Here is an 18,064-nt window from a genome sequence, read left to right as displayed (position 1 = left end):
TCATGTCGAAATTTTTTATCGACCGTCCGATTTTCGCCTGGGTAATTGCCCTGGTGATCATGCTGGTCGGGGCTCTATCGATCCTCAAGTTGCCGATCAACCAGTACCCGAGCATTGCGCCACCGGCGATTGCGATTTCCGTGACCTACCCGGGTGCTTCGGCACAGACGGTTCAGGACACGGTGGTGCAGGTCATCGAGCAACAGCTCAACGGTATCGACAACCTGCGTTATGTGTCCTCGGAAAGTAACTCCGACGGCAGCATGACCATCACCGCGACCTTCGAGCAAGGCACCAACTCCGACACCGCGCAGGTCCAGGTCCAGAACAAGCTGAACCTGGCCACCCCGCTGTTGCCGCAGGAAGTGCAGCAACAGGGTATCCGCGTGACCAAGGCAGTGAAGAACTTCCTGCTGGTGATCGGCGTGGTGTCGCGTGACGGCAGCATGACCAAGGACGACCTGTCCAACTACATCGTGTCGAACATGCAGGACCCGATCTCCCGGACCGCCGGTGTCGGTGACTTCCAGGTCTTCGGTGCCCAGTATGCGATGCGCATCTGGCTCGACCCGGCCAAACTGAACAACTACAACCTGACCCCGGCCGATGTCAGTGCCGCGATCTCGGCGCAGAACGTTCAGATTTCCTCCGGTCAGCTCGGCGGTCTGCCGGCGCTGCCAGGCCAGCAATTGAACGCCACGATCATCGGCAAGACCCGTCTGCAGACCGCCGAGCAGTTCAAGGCGATTCTGCTGAAGGTCAACCAGGATGGCTCGCAAGTCCGTATCGGTGACGTCGCCGATGTCGGTCTGGGTGGTGAAAACTCCAGTATCGCGGCGCAGTTCAACGGCAAACCGGCCTCCGGTCTGGCGGTAAAACTGGCCAACGGTGCCAACGCCCTCGACACCGCAAAAGCCCTGCGCAAGACGATTGACGACCTCAAGCCGTTCTTCCCGCAAGGCATGGAAGTAGTGTTCCCGTACGACACCACCCCGGTGGTGACCGAGTCGATCAAGGGCGTGGTTGAAACCCTGGTCGAAGCGATCGTGCTGGTGTTCCTGGTGATGTTCCTGTTCCTGCAGAACTTCCGTGCGACCGTCATCACCACGATGACCGTGCCGGTGGTATTGCTCGGTACGTTCGGCATCCTCGCGGCCGCCGGTTTCAGCATCAACACCCTGACCATGTTCGGTATGGTATTGGCCATCGGCTTGCTGGTGGACGACGCCATCGTCGTGGTGGAGAACGTCGAGCGGGTGATGGCAGAAGAAGGCCTGTCACCGAAGGAAGCGACCAAAAAGTCCATGGGCCAGATCCAGGGCGCCCTGGTCGGTATCGCGCTTGTACTGTCGGCGGTATTGCTGCCGATGGCGTTCTTCAGCGGTTCCACCGGTGTGATCTACCGTCAGTTCTCGATCACCATCGTCTCGGCCATGGCCCTGTCGGTAATGGTTGCGCTGATCTTCACCCCGGCCCTCTGCGCCACCATGCTCAAGGCGATTCCGAAAGGCGAGCACGGCACGCCGAAAAAAGGTTTCTTCGGCTGGTTCAACCGCAACTTCGACCGTAGCGTTCGCAGCTACGAGCGTGGTGTCGGCAACATCCTGCAACGCAAGGCTCCGTACCTGCTGGCCTACCTGCTGATCGTGGTCGGCATGATCTGGCTGTTCACCCGCATTCCAACGGCGTTCCTGCCGGAAGAAGACCAGGGCGTACTGTTCGCCCAGGTGCAGACCCCAGCCGGTTCCAGTGCCGAGCGCACGCAGGTGGTGATCGACGAAATGCGCTCCTACCTGCTGGACAAAGAATCCAGCTCGGTAGCCTCGGTGTTCACCGTGAACGGCTTCAACTTCGCCGGTCGCGGACAGAGCTCGGGTCTGGCGTTCATCATGCTCAAGCCATGGCACGAGCGAGACGCGAGCAACAGCGTGTTCGCCCTGGCACAACGTGCCCAGCAGCACTTCTTCAGCTTCCGCGACGCGATGGTGTTTGCCTTTGCCCCGCCGGCCGTACTGGAGCTGGGTAACGCCACCGGTTTCGACGTGTTCCTGCAGGACCGCGCCGGTATCGGTCACGAAAAACTGATGGAAGCCCGTAACCAGTTCCTCGGCATGGCGGCGCAAAGCAAGGTGCTCTACCAGGTGCGTCCGAACGGTCTGAACGACGAGCCGCAATACCACCTGGAAATCGACGACGAGAAGGCCCGTGCCCTGGGCTTGAGCCTTTCCGACATCAACAGCACCCTGTCGATCTCCTTCGGTAGTAGCTACGTGAACGACTTCATCGACCGCGGCCGTGTGAAGAAGGTTTACGTGCAGGGTCAGGCCGGCGCTCGCATGAGCCCTGAAGACCTGAAGAAGTGGTACGTGCGCAACAGCGCCGGCACCATGGTTCCGTTCTCCGCGTTCGCCAAGGGCGAGTGGATCTACGGTTCGCCGAAACTGGCGCGTTACAACGGTGTGGAAGCGATGGAGATCCTCGGTTCTCCGGCGCCGGGTTACTCCACCGGTGAAGCGATGGCCGAAGTCGAGGCGATTGCCAAGAAGTTGCCGGCCGGCGTGGGTATCTCGTGGACCGGTCTGTCGTACGAAGAACGACTGTCCGGCTCTCAGGCTCCGGCGCTGTACGCCCTGTCGCTGCTGATGGTGTTCCTGTGTCTGGCGGCGCTGTATGAAAGCTGGTCGATTCCGATCGCGGTCATGCTCGTGGTGCCACTGGGGATCATCGGTGCGCTGATGGCCACCAGCCTGCGCGGTCTGTCGAACGACGTGTACTTCCAGGTGGGTCTGTTGACGACCATTGGTCTGGCGGCTAAAAACGCCATTCTGATCGTCGAATTCGCCAAGGAACTGCACGAGCAGGGACGCAGTCTGCGCGATGCGGCCATTGAAGCCTGCCGCATGCGTCTGCGACCGATCATCATGACGTCGCTGGCCTTCGTCCTCGGTGTTGTACCGTTGGCTATCTCCACCGGCGCAGGCTCGGGCAGTCAACACGCGATCGGTACCGGTGTGATTGGCGGTATGCTCACCGCAACGATCCTGGCGATCTTCTGGGTTCCACTGTTCTTCGTCACTGTGTCGTCCATGGGTCAGCGCAAAATCGCTGGCGAGGATGACACCAAAGAAACTCCTAAAGAGGCTGGCCAATGAGCAAGTCGCTACTCTCCATCGCAGTCGCCGCCTTCGTGCTGAGCGGTTGCTCGCTGATACCGGATTATCAGCAGCCTGAAGCACCGGTGGCCGCGCAATTCCCGCAGGGCCCGGCGTACTCGCCGGCCCAGGCACCGGCGCAGGCCGCTGCCGAGCAGGGCTGGAAGCAATTTTTCCATGACCCGGCCCTGCAACAGTTGATCCAGGTTGCCTTGGAAAACAACCGCGACCTGCGTGTCGCGGCGCTGAACATCGACGCCTACGCGGCTCAGTACCGCATCCAGCGTGCCGACCTGTTCCCGGCGGTTTCCGCCAATGCCAGCGGCAGTCGTCAGCGGGTTCCGGCCCGTGCATCGCAGACTGGTGAAGCGAACATCACCAGTTCCTACACTGCCACCGTCGGCATCAGCGCCTACGAGCTCGACCTGTTCGGTCGGGTTCGCAGCCTGAGCGAACAAGCGCTGCAACAATACTTCGCCACCGAAGAAGCGCGCCGCAGCACCCAGATCAGCCTGGTGGCCAGCGTGGCCAACGCCTACCTGACCTGGCAGGCCGACAAGGAACTGCTCAAGCTGACTCAAGACACCCTCGGTGCCTTCGAGGAAAGCTACAAGCTGACCAGCCGCAGCAACGAGGTCGGTGTGGCCTCGGCGCTGGACCTGGCGCAGTCGCGCACCTCGGTCGAGAACGCCCGTGCCCAACTGGCGCGCTACACCCGCCTGGTGGCCCAGGACGAAAACAGCCTGACCCTGCTGCTCGGCACCAGCGTGCCGGCCAACCTGCAAGCGGCCAAACCGCTGTCGGATGACCTGCTGGCCGACGTGCCGGCCGGTCTGCCGTCGGATCTGCTGCAACGTCGTCCGGACATCCTTCAGGCCGAGTACAACCTGAAGGCCGCCAACGCCAACATCGGCGCGGCCCGTGCAGCGTTCTTCCCGAGCATCAGCCTGACCGCCAACGCGGGCAGCCTGAGCCCGGACCTGTCCGGCCTGTTCAAGGGTGGCTCGGGCACGTGGCTGTTCCAGCCGCAGATCAACCTGCCGATCTTCAACGCCGGCAGCCTGCGCGCCAGCCTCGACTACGCCAAGATCCAGAAGGACATTGGCGTGGCGAACTACGAGAAGTCCATTCAAACGGCCTTCCAGGAAGTCGCCGACGGCCTGGCCGCCCGCCAGACCTACACCGAGCAGTTGCAGGCCCAGCGTGATTTCGTCGCCGCCAACCAGGATTACTACCGCCTGGCAGAGCGTCGCTACCGCATTGGCGTCGACAGCAACCTGACCTTCCTCGATGCCCAGCGTCAGCTGTTCAGCGCCCAACAGGCCCTGATTACCGACCGCCTCGCGCAGTTGACCAGCGCGGTCAACTTGTACAAGGCTCTGGGCGGTGGCTGGAATGCGCAAACCGCGCAGAACGAACCGCTCAAAGAAGAAGCGCCGAAGATGAAGCTGTTCTGATCATCCGGTGAACACAAGAAGCCCGCCCACTGGCGGGCTTTTTGTTGCCTGTCAATCTTGCGTTCGATAATCGCCCGAATTCCACTTTCGCCGATTGAATCGCCTCGCCCGCGCCCCGCACCATTCGAGCCACAAAACCAATAACATCAGGTTCGACACCATGCTTCCGCGCCCCGCTCCATCCGGCTGATCGCCGCCGCTTGCCCTCTGATTCCGTTGAATTTCTGCGCCATGAAAAACGGCCGCAGCGTCCCCGTTCGCCCAAAAAAACAAGAGAGACCCGAGAACATGACAACGTCCCCTGCGCCCTACGCACTTCCCGGCCTGATCGCCCTCGCCCTGGCCGGCGTCGCGCTGCCCGCCGCGGCTGAAGAAGCCGGTTTCATCGAAGGGGCCAAGGTCAACCTGAACCTGCGCAACTTCTACATCAACCGTAACTTCACCAACCCGACCAAGGCTCAGGGCAAGGCTGAAGAGTGGACGCAGAACTTCATCCTCGACGCCAAGTCCGGCTTCACCCAGGGCACCGTCGGGTTCGGCATGGATGTACTGGGGTTGTATTCGGTGAAGCTTGATGGCGGCAAAGGCACGGGCGGCACGCAACTGTTGCCGCTCGATCGTGACGGGCGCCCGGCGGACAACTTCGGCCGCACCAACGTCGCGTTCAAGGCAAAGCTGTCGCAGACCGAAGTGAAGGTCGGCGAGTGGATGCCGGTGCTGCCGATCCTGCGTTCGGACGACGGCCGCTCCCTGCCGCAGACCTTTCGCGGCGGTCAGATCACCTCGAAGGAAATCGACGGCTTGACCCTTTACGGCGGCCAGTTCCGCGCCAACAGCCCCCGTGACGACAGCAGCATGAGCGACATGTCGATGACCGGCAAAGCCGCGTTCACCTCCGACCGCTTCAACTTCCAGGGTGGCGAATACGTGTTCAACGACAAGCGCACCCAGATCGGCCTGTGGAACGCCGAGCTCAAGGACATCTACAGCCAGCAATACGTCAACCTGATTCACAGCCAGCCGGTCGGCGACTGGACCCTCGGCGCCAACCTCGGTTTCTTCTACGGCAAAGACGATGGCAGTGCCCGCGCCGGCGACCTCGACAACAAGACCTGGTCGGGGATGTTCTCGGCCCGATACGGCGGCAACACCTTCTACGTCGGCCTGCAAAAGCTCACCGGTGACAGCGCCTGGATGCGCGTCAACGGCACCAGCGGCGGCACTCTGGCCAACGACAGCTACAACGCAAGCTACGACAACGCGCAGGAACGTTCCTGGCAACTGCGCCACGATTACAACTTCGCCGCCCTCGGCGTGCCCGGCCTGACCCTGATGAACCGCTACATCAGCGGCGACAACGTGCACACCGGCACCATCACTGACGGCAAGGAATGGGGCCGCGAATCGGAACTGGGCTACACCGTACAAAGCGGCGCGCTCAAGAACCTGAACGTCAGATGGCGCAACTCGACCATGCGTCGTGACTTCAGCAACAACGAGTTCGACGAGAACCGTCTGATCGTCAGCTATCCGATCAGCCTGCTCTAGGCCGCCTGTCCGAATGGCTGGCGTTGCACCAGCCATCATCTAGAGTGGAAAAACCTGAAGGACTCAGGTGCTCCACCCTCTTCGCTTCCGTTATCTGTTGATGTAGGTCCTCAAGACTTGGCCAGGTTGTCATCGGAAGACCCTGCTGATCACCGGAGGACCACCTCATGATCACCCGACTCAAACCGGCTCCCGTCGACAAGGACTGGGATGCCAAGGCGTACCTGCAGTTTTCCCGTCTCAGGCAACAACCGGTCGATGAATTGCTCGGTCGTGTCGACCTGGACAATCCTCAACGCATTTATGACCTCGGTTGCGGCACCGGGATTGCCACGAAGGTTCTGGCAGATCGCTGGCCCCGAGCACTTCTCAAAGGTATCGACAGTTCGAATGACATGCTAAAGGTCGCCCGCTGCCTGCCGATCAAGGCGCGCTGGCAACACGCGGAGCTGCAACGCTGGAAACCCCGACAACCGGCCGACCTGCTGTTCGCCGCCGCCGTGTTGCATTTCATCGATGACCATCAAACGCTGTTCCCGGGATTACTCCACCACCTCAACCCCGGCGGATGCCTGGCCGCCCACATGCCCGACTGGCGCGATGCGCTGTGGTATCGGCTGATGCTCGACACCCTCGACGATGCCGGCCCTTGCGGCCGCCCCATCGGCACTGCGCAATTGCGCCAGCGCATGGCGGCGCGGCCGTTGTTATCGCTGGAGGATTACTACCGTTTGCTCGCGCCGCTGACCCAGTCGCTGGAGATCTGGGAAACCGAGCAGTTGCAGGTCGTGCGCGGAAGCTCACCGATTTATGACTGGGTGAAGGCGTCGGCGCTAAGGCCGGTGATGCACGGACTGACGTCAGAAGAACAGGCGCGCTTCATCTATCGCTACCTGATGCGAGTGCATGCGCATTATCCGCAGGAGGAAAACGGGCACACGTTGTTTGCGTTCAAGCGGATTTTCATTGTGGCGAAGGTGTGAAGCTCAAAGGATCGCAGCGTTCCACAGGCTGCGATCCTTCGAGTTCAACGATCACTCGCGTGATTCGGTACCCAACTCATCCCAGACCGATTCGGCCAGATGAAACGTCGCATTCGCTGCCGGAATCCCGCAGTAGATCGCGCTCTGCATGATCACTTCCTTGATCTCGCCGCGGCTCACGCCATTGTTGGCCGCTGCGCGCAGATGCAATTTGAGTTCACCTTCCCGGTTCATGCCGATCAACATGGCGATGGTGATCAGACTACGGGTGTGACGCGGCAGGCCAGGGCGGGTCCAGATGTCGCCCCAGGCGTGACGGGTGATCATCTCCTGGAACTCCGAGTTGAACTCGGTCAGCGTGGTCAGGCTGCGATCGACATGAGCGTCACCGAGCACCGCGCGGCGCACTTGCATGCCATCGTCATAACGTTGTTTCTCGTCCACAAAAGTCCCCTCAAGCGGCCAGCAGGAACGTCAGCACACGATCGCTGAACGCGTCGCCGGCCTGAACGTTGGAAAGATGTGCAGCATGGAACTCGGCGTACTCGGCGCCGCGCACATGCTCCTGAATGAAATGCCCGCCGGACGGTGGCGTCACCGCATCTTCCGAGCCGGCAATCACCAGCAACGGAGCCGTGATCGACGCCAGTTGATCGCGAAAATCCGCATCGCGCACCGCCGCGCAGTTGGCGGCGTAACCTTCAGGATTGGTGGCCGCGAGCATGTCGGTGATCTGCTTGGCCGCTGCCGGATTGGCCGCCGAAAAATCCGGCGTAAACCAACGGGCAACCGACGCGTCACGCAACGCGACCATCGCCGCCGGGCCGTCGCGCAGCACGGTTTCGATACGTGGATTCCATACCGTTGGATCGCCGATTTTCGCCGCTGTGTTGCAGACGATCAGTTTATTCAGGCGCTGGCCGGCGTTGATCCCCAGCCACTGACCAATCAAACCGCCCATCGACAGACCGCAGAAATGCGCACGTTCGATGTGCAGCGCATCCAGCAGCGCCACCACGTCGCGACCCAGTTGCTCGATGCTGTAAGGCCCCGGCGTCACCAGCGACTGACCGTGACCACGGGTATCGAAACGCAGCACGCGAAAGTGCTCGGTGAACGCCGGCATCTGGGCGTCCCACATGTGCAGATCGGTACCCAGCGAGTTGGACAGCACCAGCACCGGCGCATCGACCGGGCCTTCCAATGAGTAATGCAGTTCGCCGTCGGCGAGTTGAACGAAAGCCACAGCCCTCTCCTTTCAGTCAGACAATGCGTTGTGTTCGGCCACCGCACGCTCGACCCAGACCTGCGCCTGGCCAAGGTAGTGGGCGGGATCAAGCAGATGATCCAGTTCAGCAGCGCTGAGTTCGGCGGTCACTTGCGGCTCGTCACCGAGTACCGCACGCAGATGGCGCTGTTCGGCCACCGCCCGTTTGCAGCATTGTTCGAGCAGATGATGCGCCGCGTCGCGACCTACCCGTTGTGCGAGCACGATGCTCACTGCTTCGGCCAGCACCAGACCTTGAGTCAATTCGAGGTTGCGGGTCATGCGCGCGGCATCGACTTCGAGACCATCAGCCAGCAGCCGCGCCTGTTGCAGCGCGCCCGACACCAGGCAGCAGATCTCCGGCAGGGTTTCCCATTCGGCGTGCCACAAGCCGAGGCTGCGTTCGTGTTCCTGAGGCATGGCACTGAACAGCGTCGAGACCAGACCCGGCACCCGGGTCGCCGCGCCAATCAACACCGCTGCGCCCACCGGGTTGCGCTTGTGCGGCATGGTCGAGGAGCCACCCTTGCCCGGTGACGACGGTTCGAACACTTCCGCCGCTTCGGTCTGCATCAACAGGCTGATGTCGCGGCCGAGTTTGCCGAGGCTGCCTGCGATCAAACCGAGCACCGCGCCAAACTCAACGATGCGATCACGCTGGGTGTGCCACGGCTGTTCCGGCAGGGTCAATTGCAGTTCTTCGGCCAGCGCACGGGCAATCGGCAACGCCTGTTCGCCCAACGCCGCGAGGGTGCCGGACGCGCCGCCGAATTGCAGCACCAGCAGGCGCGGCTTGAGTTCGCGCAGACGCTGACGGCTGCGAGTGATCGCGCCAAGCCAACCGGCGATCTTCATGCCGAGAGTCACCGGGGTCGCATGTTGCAGCCAGGTGCGCCCGGCCAGCGGCGTCGCGGCGTGGCATTGCGCCTGGGTGGCGAGGGCATCGGCCAGTTGCGCCAGCTCCCCTTCAATCAATTCCAGCGCCTGACGCAATTGCAACACCAGCCCGGAATCCATCACGTCCTGGCTGGTGGCGCCCAGATGCACATAACGTTCGGCTTCAGCGTCGGATGCTGCGATCCGCTTGCCCAACGCCTTGACCAGCGGAATCGCCGAATTGCCCGCTGTGGCGATGGCTTCGCCCAAGGCTGCGAAATCAAACAGCTCGGCGCGACAGGCGTTCTCAATGGATGCCACAGCACTCGCCGGAATCACCCCGACCCGCGCTTCGGCCCGGGCCAAAGCGGCTTCGAAATCGAGCATCGCCTGCACCCGGCCCTGATCGCAGAACACCTCGCGCATTTCGCGGGCAGTGAAATAGGCATCGAACAATTGATTGCCCGGTCGCTGAGTCATAAACAGTCCTTGCCGGCGCGGGCCATCGCGGCCCGCGCACTTCGGTTTAGAGATCGTGGTGCAAATACGCGGCCTGTTTCGGCAGGCGCAGGCTGAACAGGAACGCCACTGCCATCATCACCGTGACGTACCAGTAGAAGGCGTTTTCCATGCCCCCGGCCTTGAGGCTAAGAGCGACGTACTCCGCCGAACCGCCGAAGATCGCATTGGCCACCGCGTAGGCCAGGCCCACGCCGAGGGCGCGGACTTCCGGCGGGAACATTTCGGCTTTCACCAGGCCGCTGATCGAGGTGTAGAAGCTGACAATCGCCAGTGCCACGGTGATCAGCACGAAAGCCAGGAACGGGCTGCTGATGCTTTTCAGGCTCAGCAGGATCGGCACGGTGAACAGCGTGCCGAGGGCGCCGAACCAGAGCATCGAGTTACGCCGGCCGATCTTGTCGGCGAGCATGCCGAACAGCGGCTGCATGCACATATATAAGAAGAGCGCGCCGGTCATGATGAAGCTGGCGGTCTTGGCGTGCATACCGGCAGTGTTCACCAGGTACTTCTGCATGTACGTGGTGAAGGTGTAGAAAATCAGCGAGCCACCGGCGGTGTAACCCAGCACGGTGATGAACGCGGCTTTGTGATCGCGGAACAGCGCAGCGATGCTGCCGGCGTCCTTGTGTTCACGGGTTTCCTTGTTGGTGGTTTCTTTCAGGGTGCGACGCAGGAACAACGAAATCAGCGCCGCCACCGCCCCGACCACAAACGGAATCCGCCAGCCGTAGGCCCGCAGTTCGTCTTCAGAGAGGAACTGCTGCAGGATCACCACCACCAGCACCGCCAGCAGTTGACCGCCGATCAGGGTCACGTACTGGAAGGAAGCGAAGAAACCGCGCTGCCCCTTGAGTGCCACTTCGCTCATGTAGGTCGCTGTGGTGCCGTACTCACCGCCCACCGACAAGCCCTGCAACAGGCGCGCGAACAGCAACAGCAACGGTGCCCAGACGCCGATGCTGTTGTAGGTCGGCAGACAGGCAATGAGCAACGAGCCGAAGCACATCATTAGAATCGAGATCAGCATCGAATTCTTGCGCCCGTGCTTGTCCGCCACCCGGCCGAAGATCCAGCCGCCGATCGGTCGCATCAGGAACCCGGCGGCGAACACGCCTGCGGTGTTTACCAGCTGCACCGTGGGGTTGTCCGAGGGGAAAAACGCCGGGGCGAAATAGATCGCGCAGAAGGCGTAGACATAGAAGTCGAACCATTCGACCAGGTTGCCGGACGAGGCGCCGACAATGGCGAAGATGCGCTTGCTGCGCTCCTCGCCCGTGTAATGAGCTGTGGTGGTTATCATTGTTTTTCACTCGATAGGGACAGTGAGAGTCTAGACACACTTCGCAACAGTCCCGTTCCACATTGGACCAGCAACACACCTTCCCTGTAGCAGGGAAGGTGCAGTGTTCTTTTAGTAATCGAAGAACACGGTTTCCGCGTCAGTGCCCTGCAGGATCACATTCCACTGATAGACACCCTCTGCATCCGGCTTCGCCAGCAACGTGCTGCGCCGCTCGGCCGGTACGCATTCGAGCAGCGGATCATTGACGTTCGCCGGATCGCCCTCGAAATAAATCCGCGTCAGCAAGTGCTTCACCAGACCGCGCGCAAACACCAACACCACCAGATGCGGCGCCTGGGTCGTGCCTTTCAGGCCTTCGACGGTGCCCGGCTTGATCGTGGTGAAACGGAAGCGCCCTTCGGCATCCACCGGCACCCGGCCGAAACCTTCGAAATTCGGGTCCAGCGGTTTAGCCTGCTCGTCTTCCGGATGATCGTATTTACCGGCGGCGTTGGCCTGCCAGACTTCGAGCATGGCGTCGTTGACGACATCGCCGTTGCCGTCCACCACTTGTCCGCTGATCGCCACGCGCTGGCCGAGGGTCAGTTCGTTGGCGAGATTCTCGCGGTTCAGCCAGGTCAGGCCGATGTGGTAATACGGCCCGACGGTGTGGGACGTGGTCGCAATCAGGGTCATCTCATTTCTCCATCGGCGTGGCTTCGCGGCCGCGCAGCACGATGTCCCAGCGATAAGCAAGGGCGTAGGACGGAATGGTTTTTTCCAGATCGAATGCGGCGATCAGGCGTTCCTTGGCCGAGGTATCCGGCACGCAGTTATAGATCGGGTCATACGCCAGCAGCGGATCGCCCGGGAAATACATTTGCGTGACCAGACGCGTCAAAATGCTCGGTCCGAACAGCGAGAAGTGCACGTGCGCCGGACGCCAGGCGTTGTGGTGGTTGCCCCACGGATACGCGCCCGGCTTGATGGTCTGGAACTGATACCAGCCGTCGGCGTCAGTCACGGTGCGGCCGGTGCCGGTGAAGTTCGGGTCCAGCGGTGCGTCGTGCAAGTCACGGGCATGGTTGTAGCGACCGGCGGCGTTGGCTTGCCAGATCTCGACCAGAATCCCCGGCACCGGCAGGCCGTTTTCGTCGAGCACGCGCCCGTGGATGATGATCCGCTCGCCGAGCGGCTCGCCGGCATGCTGTGCGGTCAGATCGTTATCGGTGTCGGCCACTCGCTCGGCACCGATGGTCGGGCCAGTGATTTCAGACAGCGAATGGGGCAGAAACACCAATGGCTTGGATGGCGAGCGCAGATTGGTGGATTGATAAGTCGGGTGCAGGTACGGCGGCTGGGTGCCTTCCTGTGGACGACGGTAGCCAGGCTTGTCAGTCATTTCGCTTTCCTCTGTTCAATTCGTCACGGCTGTGTGTCAGATGCGTTCGATCGCCAGGGCCAGCCCCTGGCCGACACCGACACACATGGTCGCCAGACCTTTCTTGCCGCCGGTCTTTTCCAGCTGATGCAGCGCCGTCAATACCAGCCGCGCACCGCTCATGCCCAAGGGGTGGCCGAGGGCAATCGCCCCGCCGTTCGGGTTGACCTGGGCGGCGTCGTCCGCCAATCCCAGCTCGCGCAGCACCGCCAGACCCTGGCTGGCAAACGCTTCGTTGAGTTCGATCACATCGAAATCGCTGACCGCCACTCCAAGGCGTTCGGTGAGTTTGCGCACCGCCGGCACCGGGCCGATGCCCATCACCCGTGGCGCGACCCCGGCACTGGCCATGCCCAGCACTTTGGCGCGGGCAGTCAAACCGTGTTTTTTCACCGCTTCGGCCGAGGCCAGAATCAGCGCGGCGGCACCGTCATTCACGCCCGATGCGTTGCCGGCAGTGACGGTCTTGTCCGGGCCGTTGACCGGTTTCAACTTGGTCAGCGCTTCAATCGTGGTGTCGGCGCGTGGGTGTTCGTCCTGGCTGACCACGGTTTCGCCCTTCTTGTGGGCGATCCGCACTTCGACGATTTCCTCGGCAAAGTAGCCGGCAGCCTGTGCGGCGGCCGTCCGTTGCTGACTGCGCAGGGCGAAAGCGTCCTGATCCTCGCGGGAAATTTCGTAATCGTCAGCCACGTTGTCGGCGGTCTGCGGCATCGCGTCGACGCCGTACTGGGCCTTCATCAGCGGGTTGATGAAACGCCAGCCAATGGTGGTGTCTTCCAGTTTCATGTTGCGCGAAAACGCCGCATCGGCCTTGCCCATCACGAACGGTGCGCGGGACATCGACTCGACGCCACCGGCAATCGCCAGCTCCATTTCGCCGCTGGCGATGGCGCGGAACGCCGTCCCAATAGCATCCATCCCCGACGCACAAAGGCGATTGAGGGTAACGCCGGGCACGCTGTCCGGCAGGCCCGCCAGCAACAGCGCCATGCGCGCCACGTTGCGGTTGTCTTCGCCGGCCTGGTTGGCGCAGCCGAGGAACACTTCGTCGATCGCGCTCCAGTCCACCGACGGGTTGCGCTCCATCAGGGCCTTGATCGGCACGGCGGCCAGATCGTCGGCGCGAACAGCCGCCAGACCACCACCGAAACGACCGATGGGGGTACGAATCGCATCGCAGATATAAACGTCGCGCATCATGCTTCTCCCGGTGCCTGGCCGTGGGCCGCTGCGGTGCGGGCTTCGAGATCGCGCAGGGCGGTCAGCTCGACTTCGGTCGGTTCGGCAGTGGTGGCCACGCTGTCGGCAAAACGGATCGCCCAACCAGTGGCGGCGACCACTTGCTCGCGGGTCACACCCGGATGCAGGGCAGTAACGACGAACTCGTGGGTCCCCTCTTCCGGCTCCATGATGCACAGGTCGGTGATGATCCCGACCGGCCCGGCGCCCGGCAGGCCCAGACGCTTGCGTGAATCGCCGCCCTCGCCATGGCCGACCGAGGTGATGAAATCGAGCTTGTCGACAAACGAACGCGACGACTGTTTAAGGATGATCAGCACGCTTTTGGCAGAACCGGCGATTTCCGGCGCGCCACCGGCACCCGGCAGGCGCACTTTCGGCTGGTGATAGTCGCCCACCACCGTGGTGTTGATGTTGCCGAAACGGTCAACCTGCGCTGCGCCGAGAAAACCGACGTCGATGCGTCCGCCCTGCAGCCAGTAACGAAAAATCTCACCGGTCGGCACGACGGTGTCAGCGGTTTCCGCCAGTTCGCCATCACCGATGGACAGTGGCAACACGCTGGGTTTGGCGCCGATAGGGCCGGATTCGTAGATCAGCACCACGTCCGGCGACGAAGTCAGGCGCGCCAGGTTGGCGGCTTTCGACGGCAGGCCGATGCCGACGAAGCACACCGAGCCGTTCTTCAGGCGACGGGCCGCGGCGACGGTCATCATTTCATTGGTGGTGTAAGTCATTACTTGGCCTCCGAAGCAGCGGCCAACTTGGCCTGGAACTCGCTGAAGTCAGCGCAGCCATGGATGTATTCGTTGATCCACGCGGTAAACGTCTCACGGTCGCGGGCGATCGGATCCCACGCCTGATAGAAGCGATTGTCACGCTCGGTGTAACCGTGGGCGTAGGACGGATGCGCGCCACCGGGTACGTGGCAGACCGCGCTCAAGGCCCAGGTCGGCAGCACGCAGGCGTTCATCGGGGCGTTGAGGTTGTCGACGATTTCTTCGACGGTGACGATGCAGCGCTTGGCGGCCAGCGCGGCTTCTTTCTGCACGCCGAGGATGCCCCACAACAGCACGTTGCCCTGACGGTCGGCTTTCTGGGCGTGGATCACGGTCACGTCCGGACGCACCGACGGCACCGCCGCCAGCACTTCGCCGGTGAACGGGCAAGTCACGGATTTGATCAGCGGGTTGACCTTCGGCAGGTCGGAACCGGCGTAGGCCCGCAACACCGCAAACGGCAGGCCGGACGCGCCGGCGACGTAAGCGTTGGCCAGGTCGGCGTGGCTGTGTTCTTCGATTTCCAGGGCGTGTGGCCATTGTTTCTCGACCGCGTCACGCAGACGGTGCAGCGAACCCACGCCAGGGTTGCCCCCCCAGGAGAAGATCAGCTTGCGCGCACAGCCGGCACCGATCAGTTGGTCGTAGATCAGGTCAGGCGTCATCCGCACCAGGGTCAGATCTTTCTTGCCCTGACGAATGATTTCATGACCCGCCGCCGTAGGGATCAGGTGAGTGAAGCCTTCGAGCGCGACGGTGTCGCCGTCGTTGACGAATTGCTTCACCGCGTCGTGCAGCGAAAGGATCTCAGCCATGGAGCGGGCTCCCGTTTTTGTAGTGGATCGCCAGTGATAAAAAGGCGCGAGGTTCTGCGCCGGAGTCACTAAAGATTAAGCCGCTGATTTTCGCCAAACAATCCGATAATCGACTGAGTGTTCGTTTATCGAACAGATTGTTACCACCCTAATGATCGCCCCGAGGGCGGGTCGATCAATTCCGATATCAGGTCGCGTCCGCGTGACTGACCAGACCCTTGATCACCACCGCAGCCGTGGCCAGCCCGGCCGGGATCACCAGCGCTGTCAGCACCTGTTCGAAATTCCAGCCCAGGCCCAGCAGCGTCGCGCCCATCCATGCGCCGAGAATCGCGCCGAACCGGCCAATGCCCAGCATCCACGACACACCGGTCGCTCGGCCCTGGGTCGGATAAAACCGCGCGGCCAGCGACGGCATCGCCGATTGCGCGCCGTTGACGCACATGCCCGCCACCAGCACCAGCGTCGCCAGCAGCGTGATGTTGCCCAGGCTCTGCCCGACCGCGTAGGCAAACACCCCGGCCAGCAGGTAGAAAATGCCGATGACCTTGTGCGGATTGAACCGGTCCATCGCCCAGCCTACGCCGACCGCGCTCAACACCCCGCCGAACTGGAACAACGCGCCGATGAAGGCTGCCTGCTCCATGCTCGCGCCACTGTCGCGCATCAGGGTCGGCAGCCAACTGGTCAGCAGGTACACGATCACCAGGCCCATGAAATAAGTCAGCCACAGCAGCAACGTACCTACGCTGTAGGTGCCCGAGAAAATCACCGCGAACACGTTGCGGGCTTTTACGGTTTTCTGTTCCGGGACACTGAAACTCGCGGCCTGAGCGACGGTGGCAGGATCAATGGGTGCGAGAGTCTTGCGTACCTTGTCGGTGCCACGATTACGCACCACCAGATAACGCGCCGATTCCGGCAACCAGAGCAGCAACACCACGGCGAGGATCAGCGGCAGAATCCCGCCGATCAGCAACAGGCTGTGCCAGCCGAACGCCGGAATCAGCTTGGCCGAGATGAATCCGCCGCCGGCCATGCCGAGGTTGAAGCCACAGAACATGCTGGTCACCAGCAGCGACTTCTTGCGTTCCGGAGTGTATTCCGACAGCAGCGTGGTGGCGTTCGGCATGCCGGCGCCCAATCCCAGACCGGTGAGGAATCGCAGCACCAGCAATTGCTCGACGTTGGTGGCGTAGGCCGACGCCAGGCTGAAAGCACCGAACAGAAATACCGCGCCAACCAGGACGACTTTTCGCCCGAAGCGGTCAGCCAGCGGACCGGAGCCCAGCGCACCGAAGACCATGCCGATCAGCGCGGCGCTCATCACCGGGCCGAGGCTGGCGCGGTCGATGCCCCAGTCCTGGGAAAGCGCTGGAGCAATAAATCCCATGGCCGCGGTGTCGAGGCCATCGAGGAACACAATCAGGAAACACAGGATCACGACGCGCCACTGATAGCGCGAGATCGGTTGGGTATTGATGAAGGACTGCACGTCGAGGCAGTGCCCCACAGCGGACTGAGGCTGGTTCATTATTTTTATTCCACGCAAGAAAACGCAGTCGAACGGCGGCCGGCCAGAGGTCGGCACGGTCACAACTATATAGGGAAGAAATCAGGCGTTGCGCTAATACCGTCAACAGGAACGGGAGCGGCGACAGTCTGGGAACGTGCGCATGGGAAGTTGCCTCTTGTCATTATTATGGGAGTCGACAATCCGGCGGGCTCATTCACATTTGCGCCGGATGACGCTGCCGCGACATTAATGATCCGAGGGTTTTAGCGTCAATTCGATAAACGCAACTCTGTGCGTTTATCGAACAGGTTCATCAGGCGAACAACTGCGCGCTGAGGTCACGACTGGCGCTCAACAGGCCGGGCAGAAAGCGCTGTTCCAGTTCGGTACGGCTGACGCGACCGGCGTGGGTGCTGACATTGAGCGCGGCCACCACTTGACCGGAAGCGTCATACACCGGCACGGCAATTGAACGCAGACCTTGTTCCAGTTCCTGATCGACGATGCACCAGCCCTGCTGCCGGACTTCCTGCAAACATTCGAGCAAGGCGTCGGGGGTGTGAATCGTGCGACTGGTCTTGGCCACCAGTTCAGCGTGATCGAGGTATTCGCGCAGCGAGGTGTCGTCCAGCGCTGCCAGCAGAATCCGTCCCATGGACGTGCAATACGCCGGCAAGCGCCCGCCCACCGACAGGTCCACCGAGATCAGGCGTTGAGTCGTGGCCGAACGCGCGATGTAGAGAATGTCGTCGCCTTCCAGTGTGGCCATGTTGCAGGCCTCGTGAAGCTGCTCGCTCATGCGGTCGAGGTAAGGCTGGGCGGAAACCGCCAGCGGCGTCGAAGACAAATAGGCGTGACCGAGGGTCAGCACTTTGGGCAGCAACGAGTACGTGCGCCCGTCGGTAGTGGCGTAACCGAGTTTGATCAGCGTATGCAGGCAACGACGCACGGCGGCGCGGGGGATTTCCGTACGGTGGCTGATCTGGGCGATGGTCAAGTGACGCTTGCGTTCCTGAAACGCCTGGACCACCGCCAGGCCACGGGCCAGGGAGGTCATGAAATCCGGATCGCCGGTCAGGGCCTGGATGCGTTTGGCCGGTGAAGCAACGATCGGCGGCGCCACCGACGTAAAGGAATTGCGCATTTGATCGTTCATGTCAGGTCCTTTTTCCTGTACGGATCGA

15 protein-coding genes are annotated in these 18,064 nt (G+C 61.9%); 4 read left to right on the top strand and 11 right to left on the bottom strand.

What is annotated here, in order from left to right:
• Positions 1 to 2: 2 nt before the first annotated feature.
• From emhB to NH234_RS07455, 4 genes are all read left to right on the top strand, one after another.
• Complete coding sequence (emhB, locus tag NH234_RS07470) at positions 3 to 3,152, top strand: efflux RND transporter permease subunit EmhB (RefSeq protein ID WP_085729940.1); 3,150 nt, start codon at positions 3 to 5, stop codon at positions 3,150 to 3,152.
• The gene (emhC, locus tag NH234_RS07465; protein WP_367256150.1) at positions 3,149 to 4,609 is read left to right on the top strand and encodes an efflux RND transporter outer membrane subunit EmhC; all 1,461 of its coding nucleotides are present in this window, start codon (positions 3,149 to 3,151) and stop codon (positions 4,607 to 4,609) included. Before emhB ends, emhC begins: the two co-directional genes overlap by 4 nt.
• A gap of 288 nt (positions 4,610 to 4,897) precedes the next feature.
• Positions 4,898 to 6,157, top strand: coding sequence for an OprD family porin (locus NH234_RS07460; protein WP_367256148.1), 1,260 nt, complete (start codon positions 4,898 to 4,900; stop codon positions 6,155 to 6,157).
• 167 nt (positions 6,158 to 6,324) lie between these two features.
• Positions 6,325 to 7,140 (top strand): methyltransferase domain-containing protein, encoded by an 816-nt coding sequence (locus NH234_RS07455; protein WP_085729937.1) that lies wholly within the window; start codon positions 6,325 to 6,327, stop codon positions 7,138 to 7,140.
• 51 nt (positions 7,141 to 7,191) lie between these two features.
• On the opposite strand, the gene pcaC is transcribed toward NH234_RS07455, so the two are convergent.
• From pcaC to pcaR, 11 genes are all read right to left on the bottom strand, one after another.
• Positions 7,192 to 7,584, bottom strand: coding sequence for a 4-carboxymuconolactone decarboxylase (pcaC, locus tag NH234_RS07450; RefSeq protein ID WP_011332825.1), 393 nt, complete (start codon positions 7,582 to 7,584; stop codon positions 7,192 to 7,194).
• A 10-nt stretch (positions 7,585 to 7,594) separates the two neighbouring features.
• Positions 7,595 to 8,386 carry a 3-oxoadipate enol-lactonase gene (pcaD, locus tag NH234_RS07445; protein ID WP_367256147.1) on the bottom strand — a complete coding sequence of 264 codons (792 nt, stop codon included), beginning with the start codon at positions 8,384 to 8,386 and terminating at the stop codon, positions 7,595 to 7,597.
• Positions 8,387 to 8,398: 12 nt separating this feature from the next.
• Complete coding sequence (locus NH234_RS07440; RefSeq protein ID WP_367256146.1) at positions 8,399 to 9,763, bottom strand: 3-carboxy-cis,cis-muconate cycloisomerase; 1,365 nt, start codon at positions 9,761 to 9,763, stop codon at positions 8,399 to 8,401.
• A 46-nt stretch (positions 9,764 to 9,809) separates the two neighbouring features.
• Positions 9,810 to 11,105 carry an MFS family transporter gene (locus NH234_RS07435; RefSeq protein ID WP_085729934.1) on the bottom strand — a complete coding sequence of 432 codons (1,296 nt, stop codon included), beginning with the start codon at positions 11,103 to 11,105 and terminating at the stop codon, positions 9,810 to 9,812.
• 111 nt (positions 11,106 to 11,216) lie between these two features.
• Positions 11,217 to 11,783, bottom strand: coding sequence for a protocatechuate 3,4-dioxygenase subunit alpha (gene pcaG / locus NH234_RS07430; RefSeq protein WP_085729933.1), 567 nt, complete (start codon positions 11,781 to 11,783; stop codon positions 11,217 to 11,219).
• Between the two features lies 1 nt (position 11,784).
• Positions 11,785 to 12,489 carry a protocatechuate 3,4-dioxygenase subunit beta gene (gene pcaH / locus NH234_RS07425; protein ID WP_085729932.1) on the bottom strand — a complete coding sequence of 235 codons (705 nt, stop codon included), beginning with the start codon at positions 12,487 to 12,489 and terminating at the stop codon, positions 11,785 to 11,787.
• 36 nt (positions 12,490 to 12,525) lie between these two features.
• The gene (gene pcaF, locus NH234_RS07420) at positions 12,526 to 13,731 is read right to left on the bottom strand and encodes a 3-oxoadipyl-CoA thiolase (protein WP_170929614.1); all 1,206 of its coding nucleotides are present in this window, start codon (positions 13,729 to 13,731) and stop codon (positions 12,526 to 12,528) included.
• Positions 13,728 to 14,507, bottom strand: a complete 780-nt coding sequence (locus tag NH234_RS07415) for a CoA-transferase subunit beta (RefSeq protein ID WP_085729930.1) — start codon at positions 14,505 to 14,507, stop codon at positions 13,728 to 13,730. The genes pcaF and NH234_RS07415 overlap by 4 nt, the downstream gene beginning before the upstream one ends.
• Positions 14,507 to 15,364 (bottom strand): CoA transferase subunit A, encoded by an 858-nt coding sequence (locus NH234_RS07410; RefSeq protein ID WP_003222404.1) that lies wholly within the window; start codon positions 15,362 to 15,364, stop codon positions 14,507 to 14,509. The genes NH234_RS07415 and NH234_RS07410 overlap by 1 nt, the downstream gene beginning before the upstream one ends.
• Before the next feature lie 187 nt (positions 15,365 to 15,551).
• Positions 15,552 to 16,898, bottom strand: coding sequence for an MFS transporter (locus NH234_RS07405; protein ID WP_367256143.1), 1,347 nt, complete (start codon positions 16,896 to 16,898; stop codon positions 15,552 to 15,554).
• Between the two features lie 295 nt (positions 16,899 to 17,193).
• Complete coding sequence (gene pcaR, locus NH234_RS07400; protein WP_007917109.1) at positions 17,194 to 18,036, bottom strand: pca regulon transcriptional regulator PcaR; 843 nt, start codon at positions 18,034 to 18,036, stop codon at positions 17,194 to 17,196.
• Positions 18,037 to 18,064: the final 28 nt, after the last annotated feature.

Source organism: Pseudomonas sp. stari2, assembly GCF_040760005.1.
GTDB lineage: Bacteria > Pseudomonadota > Gammaproteobacteria > Pseudomonadales > Pseudomonadaceae > Aquipseudomonas.
The sequence above is the reverse complement of the archived record's forward strand: the minus strand, read 5'-3'. Positions and strand labels throughout refer to the sequence as shown.

What these genes read in the sequence shown, in the direction of transcription:
- NH234_RS07440 (WP_367256146.1), bottom strand. Translation starts at nt 9,763, where the DNA reads ATGACTCAGCGACCGGGCAATCAATTGTTCGATGCCTATTTCACTGCC.
- NH234_RS07410 (WP_003222404.1), bottom strand. Translation starts at nt 15,364, where the DNA reads ATGGCTGAGATCCTTTCGCTGCACGACGCGGTGAAGCAATTCGTCAAC.
- NH234_RS07405 (WP_367256143.1), bottom strand. Translation starts at nt 16,898, where the DNA reads ATGAACCAGCCTCAGTCCGCTGTGGGGCACTGCCTCGACGTGCAGTCC.
- pcaG (WP_085729933.1), bottom strand. Translation starts at nt 11,783, where the DNA reads ATGACCCTGATTGCGACCACGTCCCACACCGTCGGGCCGTATTACCAC.
- pcaR (WP_007917109.1), bottom strand. Translation starts at nt 18,036, where the DNA reads ATGAACGATCAAATGCGCAATTCCTTTACGTCGGTGGCGCCGCCGATC.
- NH234_RS07460 (WP_367256148.1), top strand. Translation starts at nt 4,898, where the DNA reads ATGACAACGTCCCCTGCGCCCTACGCACTTCCCGGCCTGATCGCCCTC.
- NH234_RS07415 (WP_085729930.1), bottom strand. Translation starts at nt 14,507, where the DNA reads ATGACTTACACCACCAATGAAATGATGACCGTCGCCGCGGCCCGTCGC.
- NH234_RS07435 (WP_085729934.1), bottom strand. Translation starts at nt 11,105, where the DNA reads ATGATAACCACCACAGCTCATTACACGGGCGAGGAGCGCAGCAAGCGC.
- pcaF (WP_170929614.1), bottom strand. Translation starts at nt 13,731, where the DNA reads ATGATGCGCGACGTTTATATCTGCGATGCGATTCGTACCCCCATCGGT.
- NH234_RS07455 (WP_085729937.1), top strand. Translation starts at nt 6,325, where the DNA reads ATGATCACCCGACTCAAACCGGCTCCCGTCGACAAGGACTGGGATGCC.
- emhC (WP_367256150.1), top strand. Translation starts at nt 3,149, where the DNA reads ATGAGCAAGTCGCTACTCTCCATCGCAGTCGCCGCCTTCGTGCTGAGC.
- emhB (WP_085729940.1), top strand. Translation starts at nt 3, where the DNA reads ATGTCGAAATTTTTTATCGACCGTCCGATTTTCGCCTGGGTAATTGCC.
- pcaH (WP_085729932.1), bottom strand. Translation starts at nt 12,489, where the DNA reads ATGACTGACAAGCCTGGCTACCGTCGTCCACAGGAAGGCACCCAGCCG.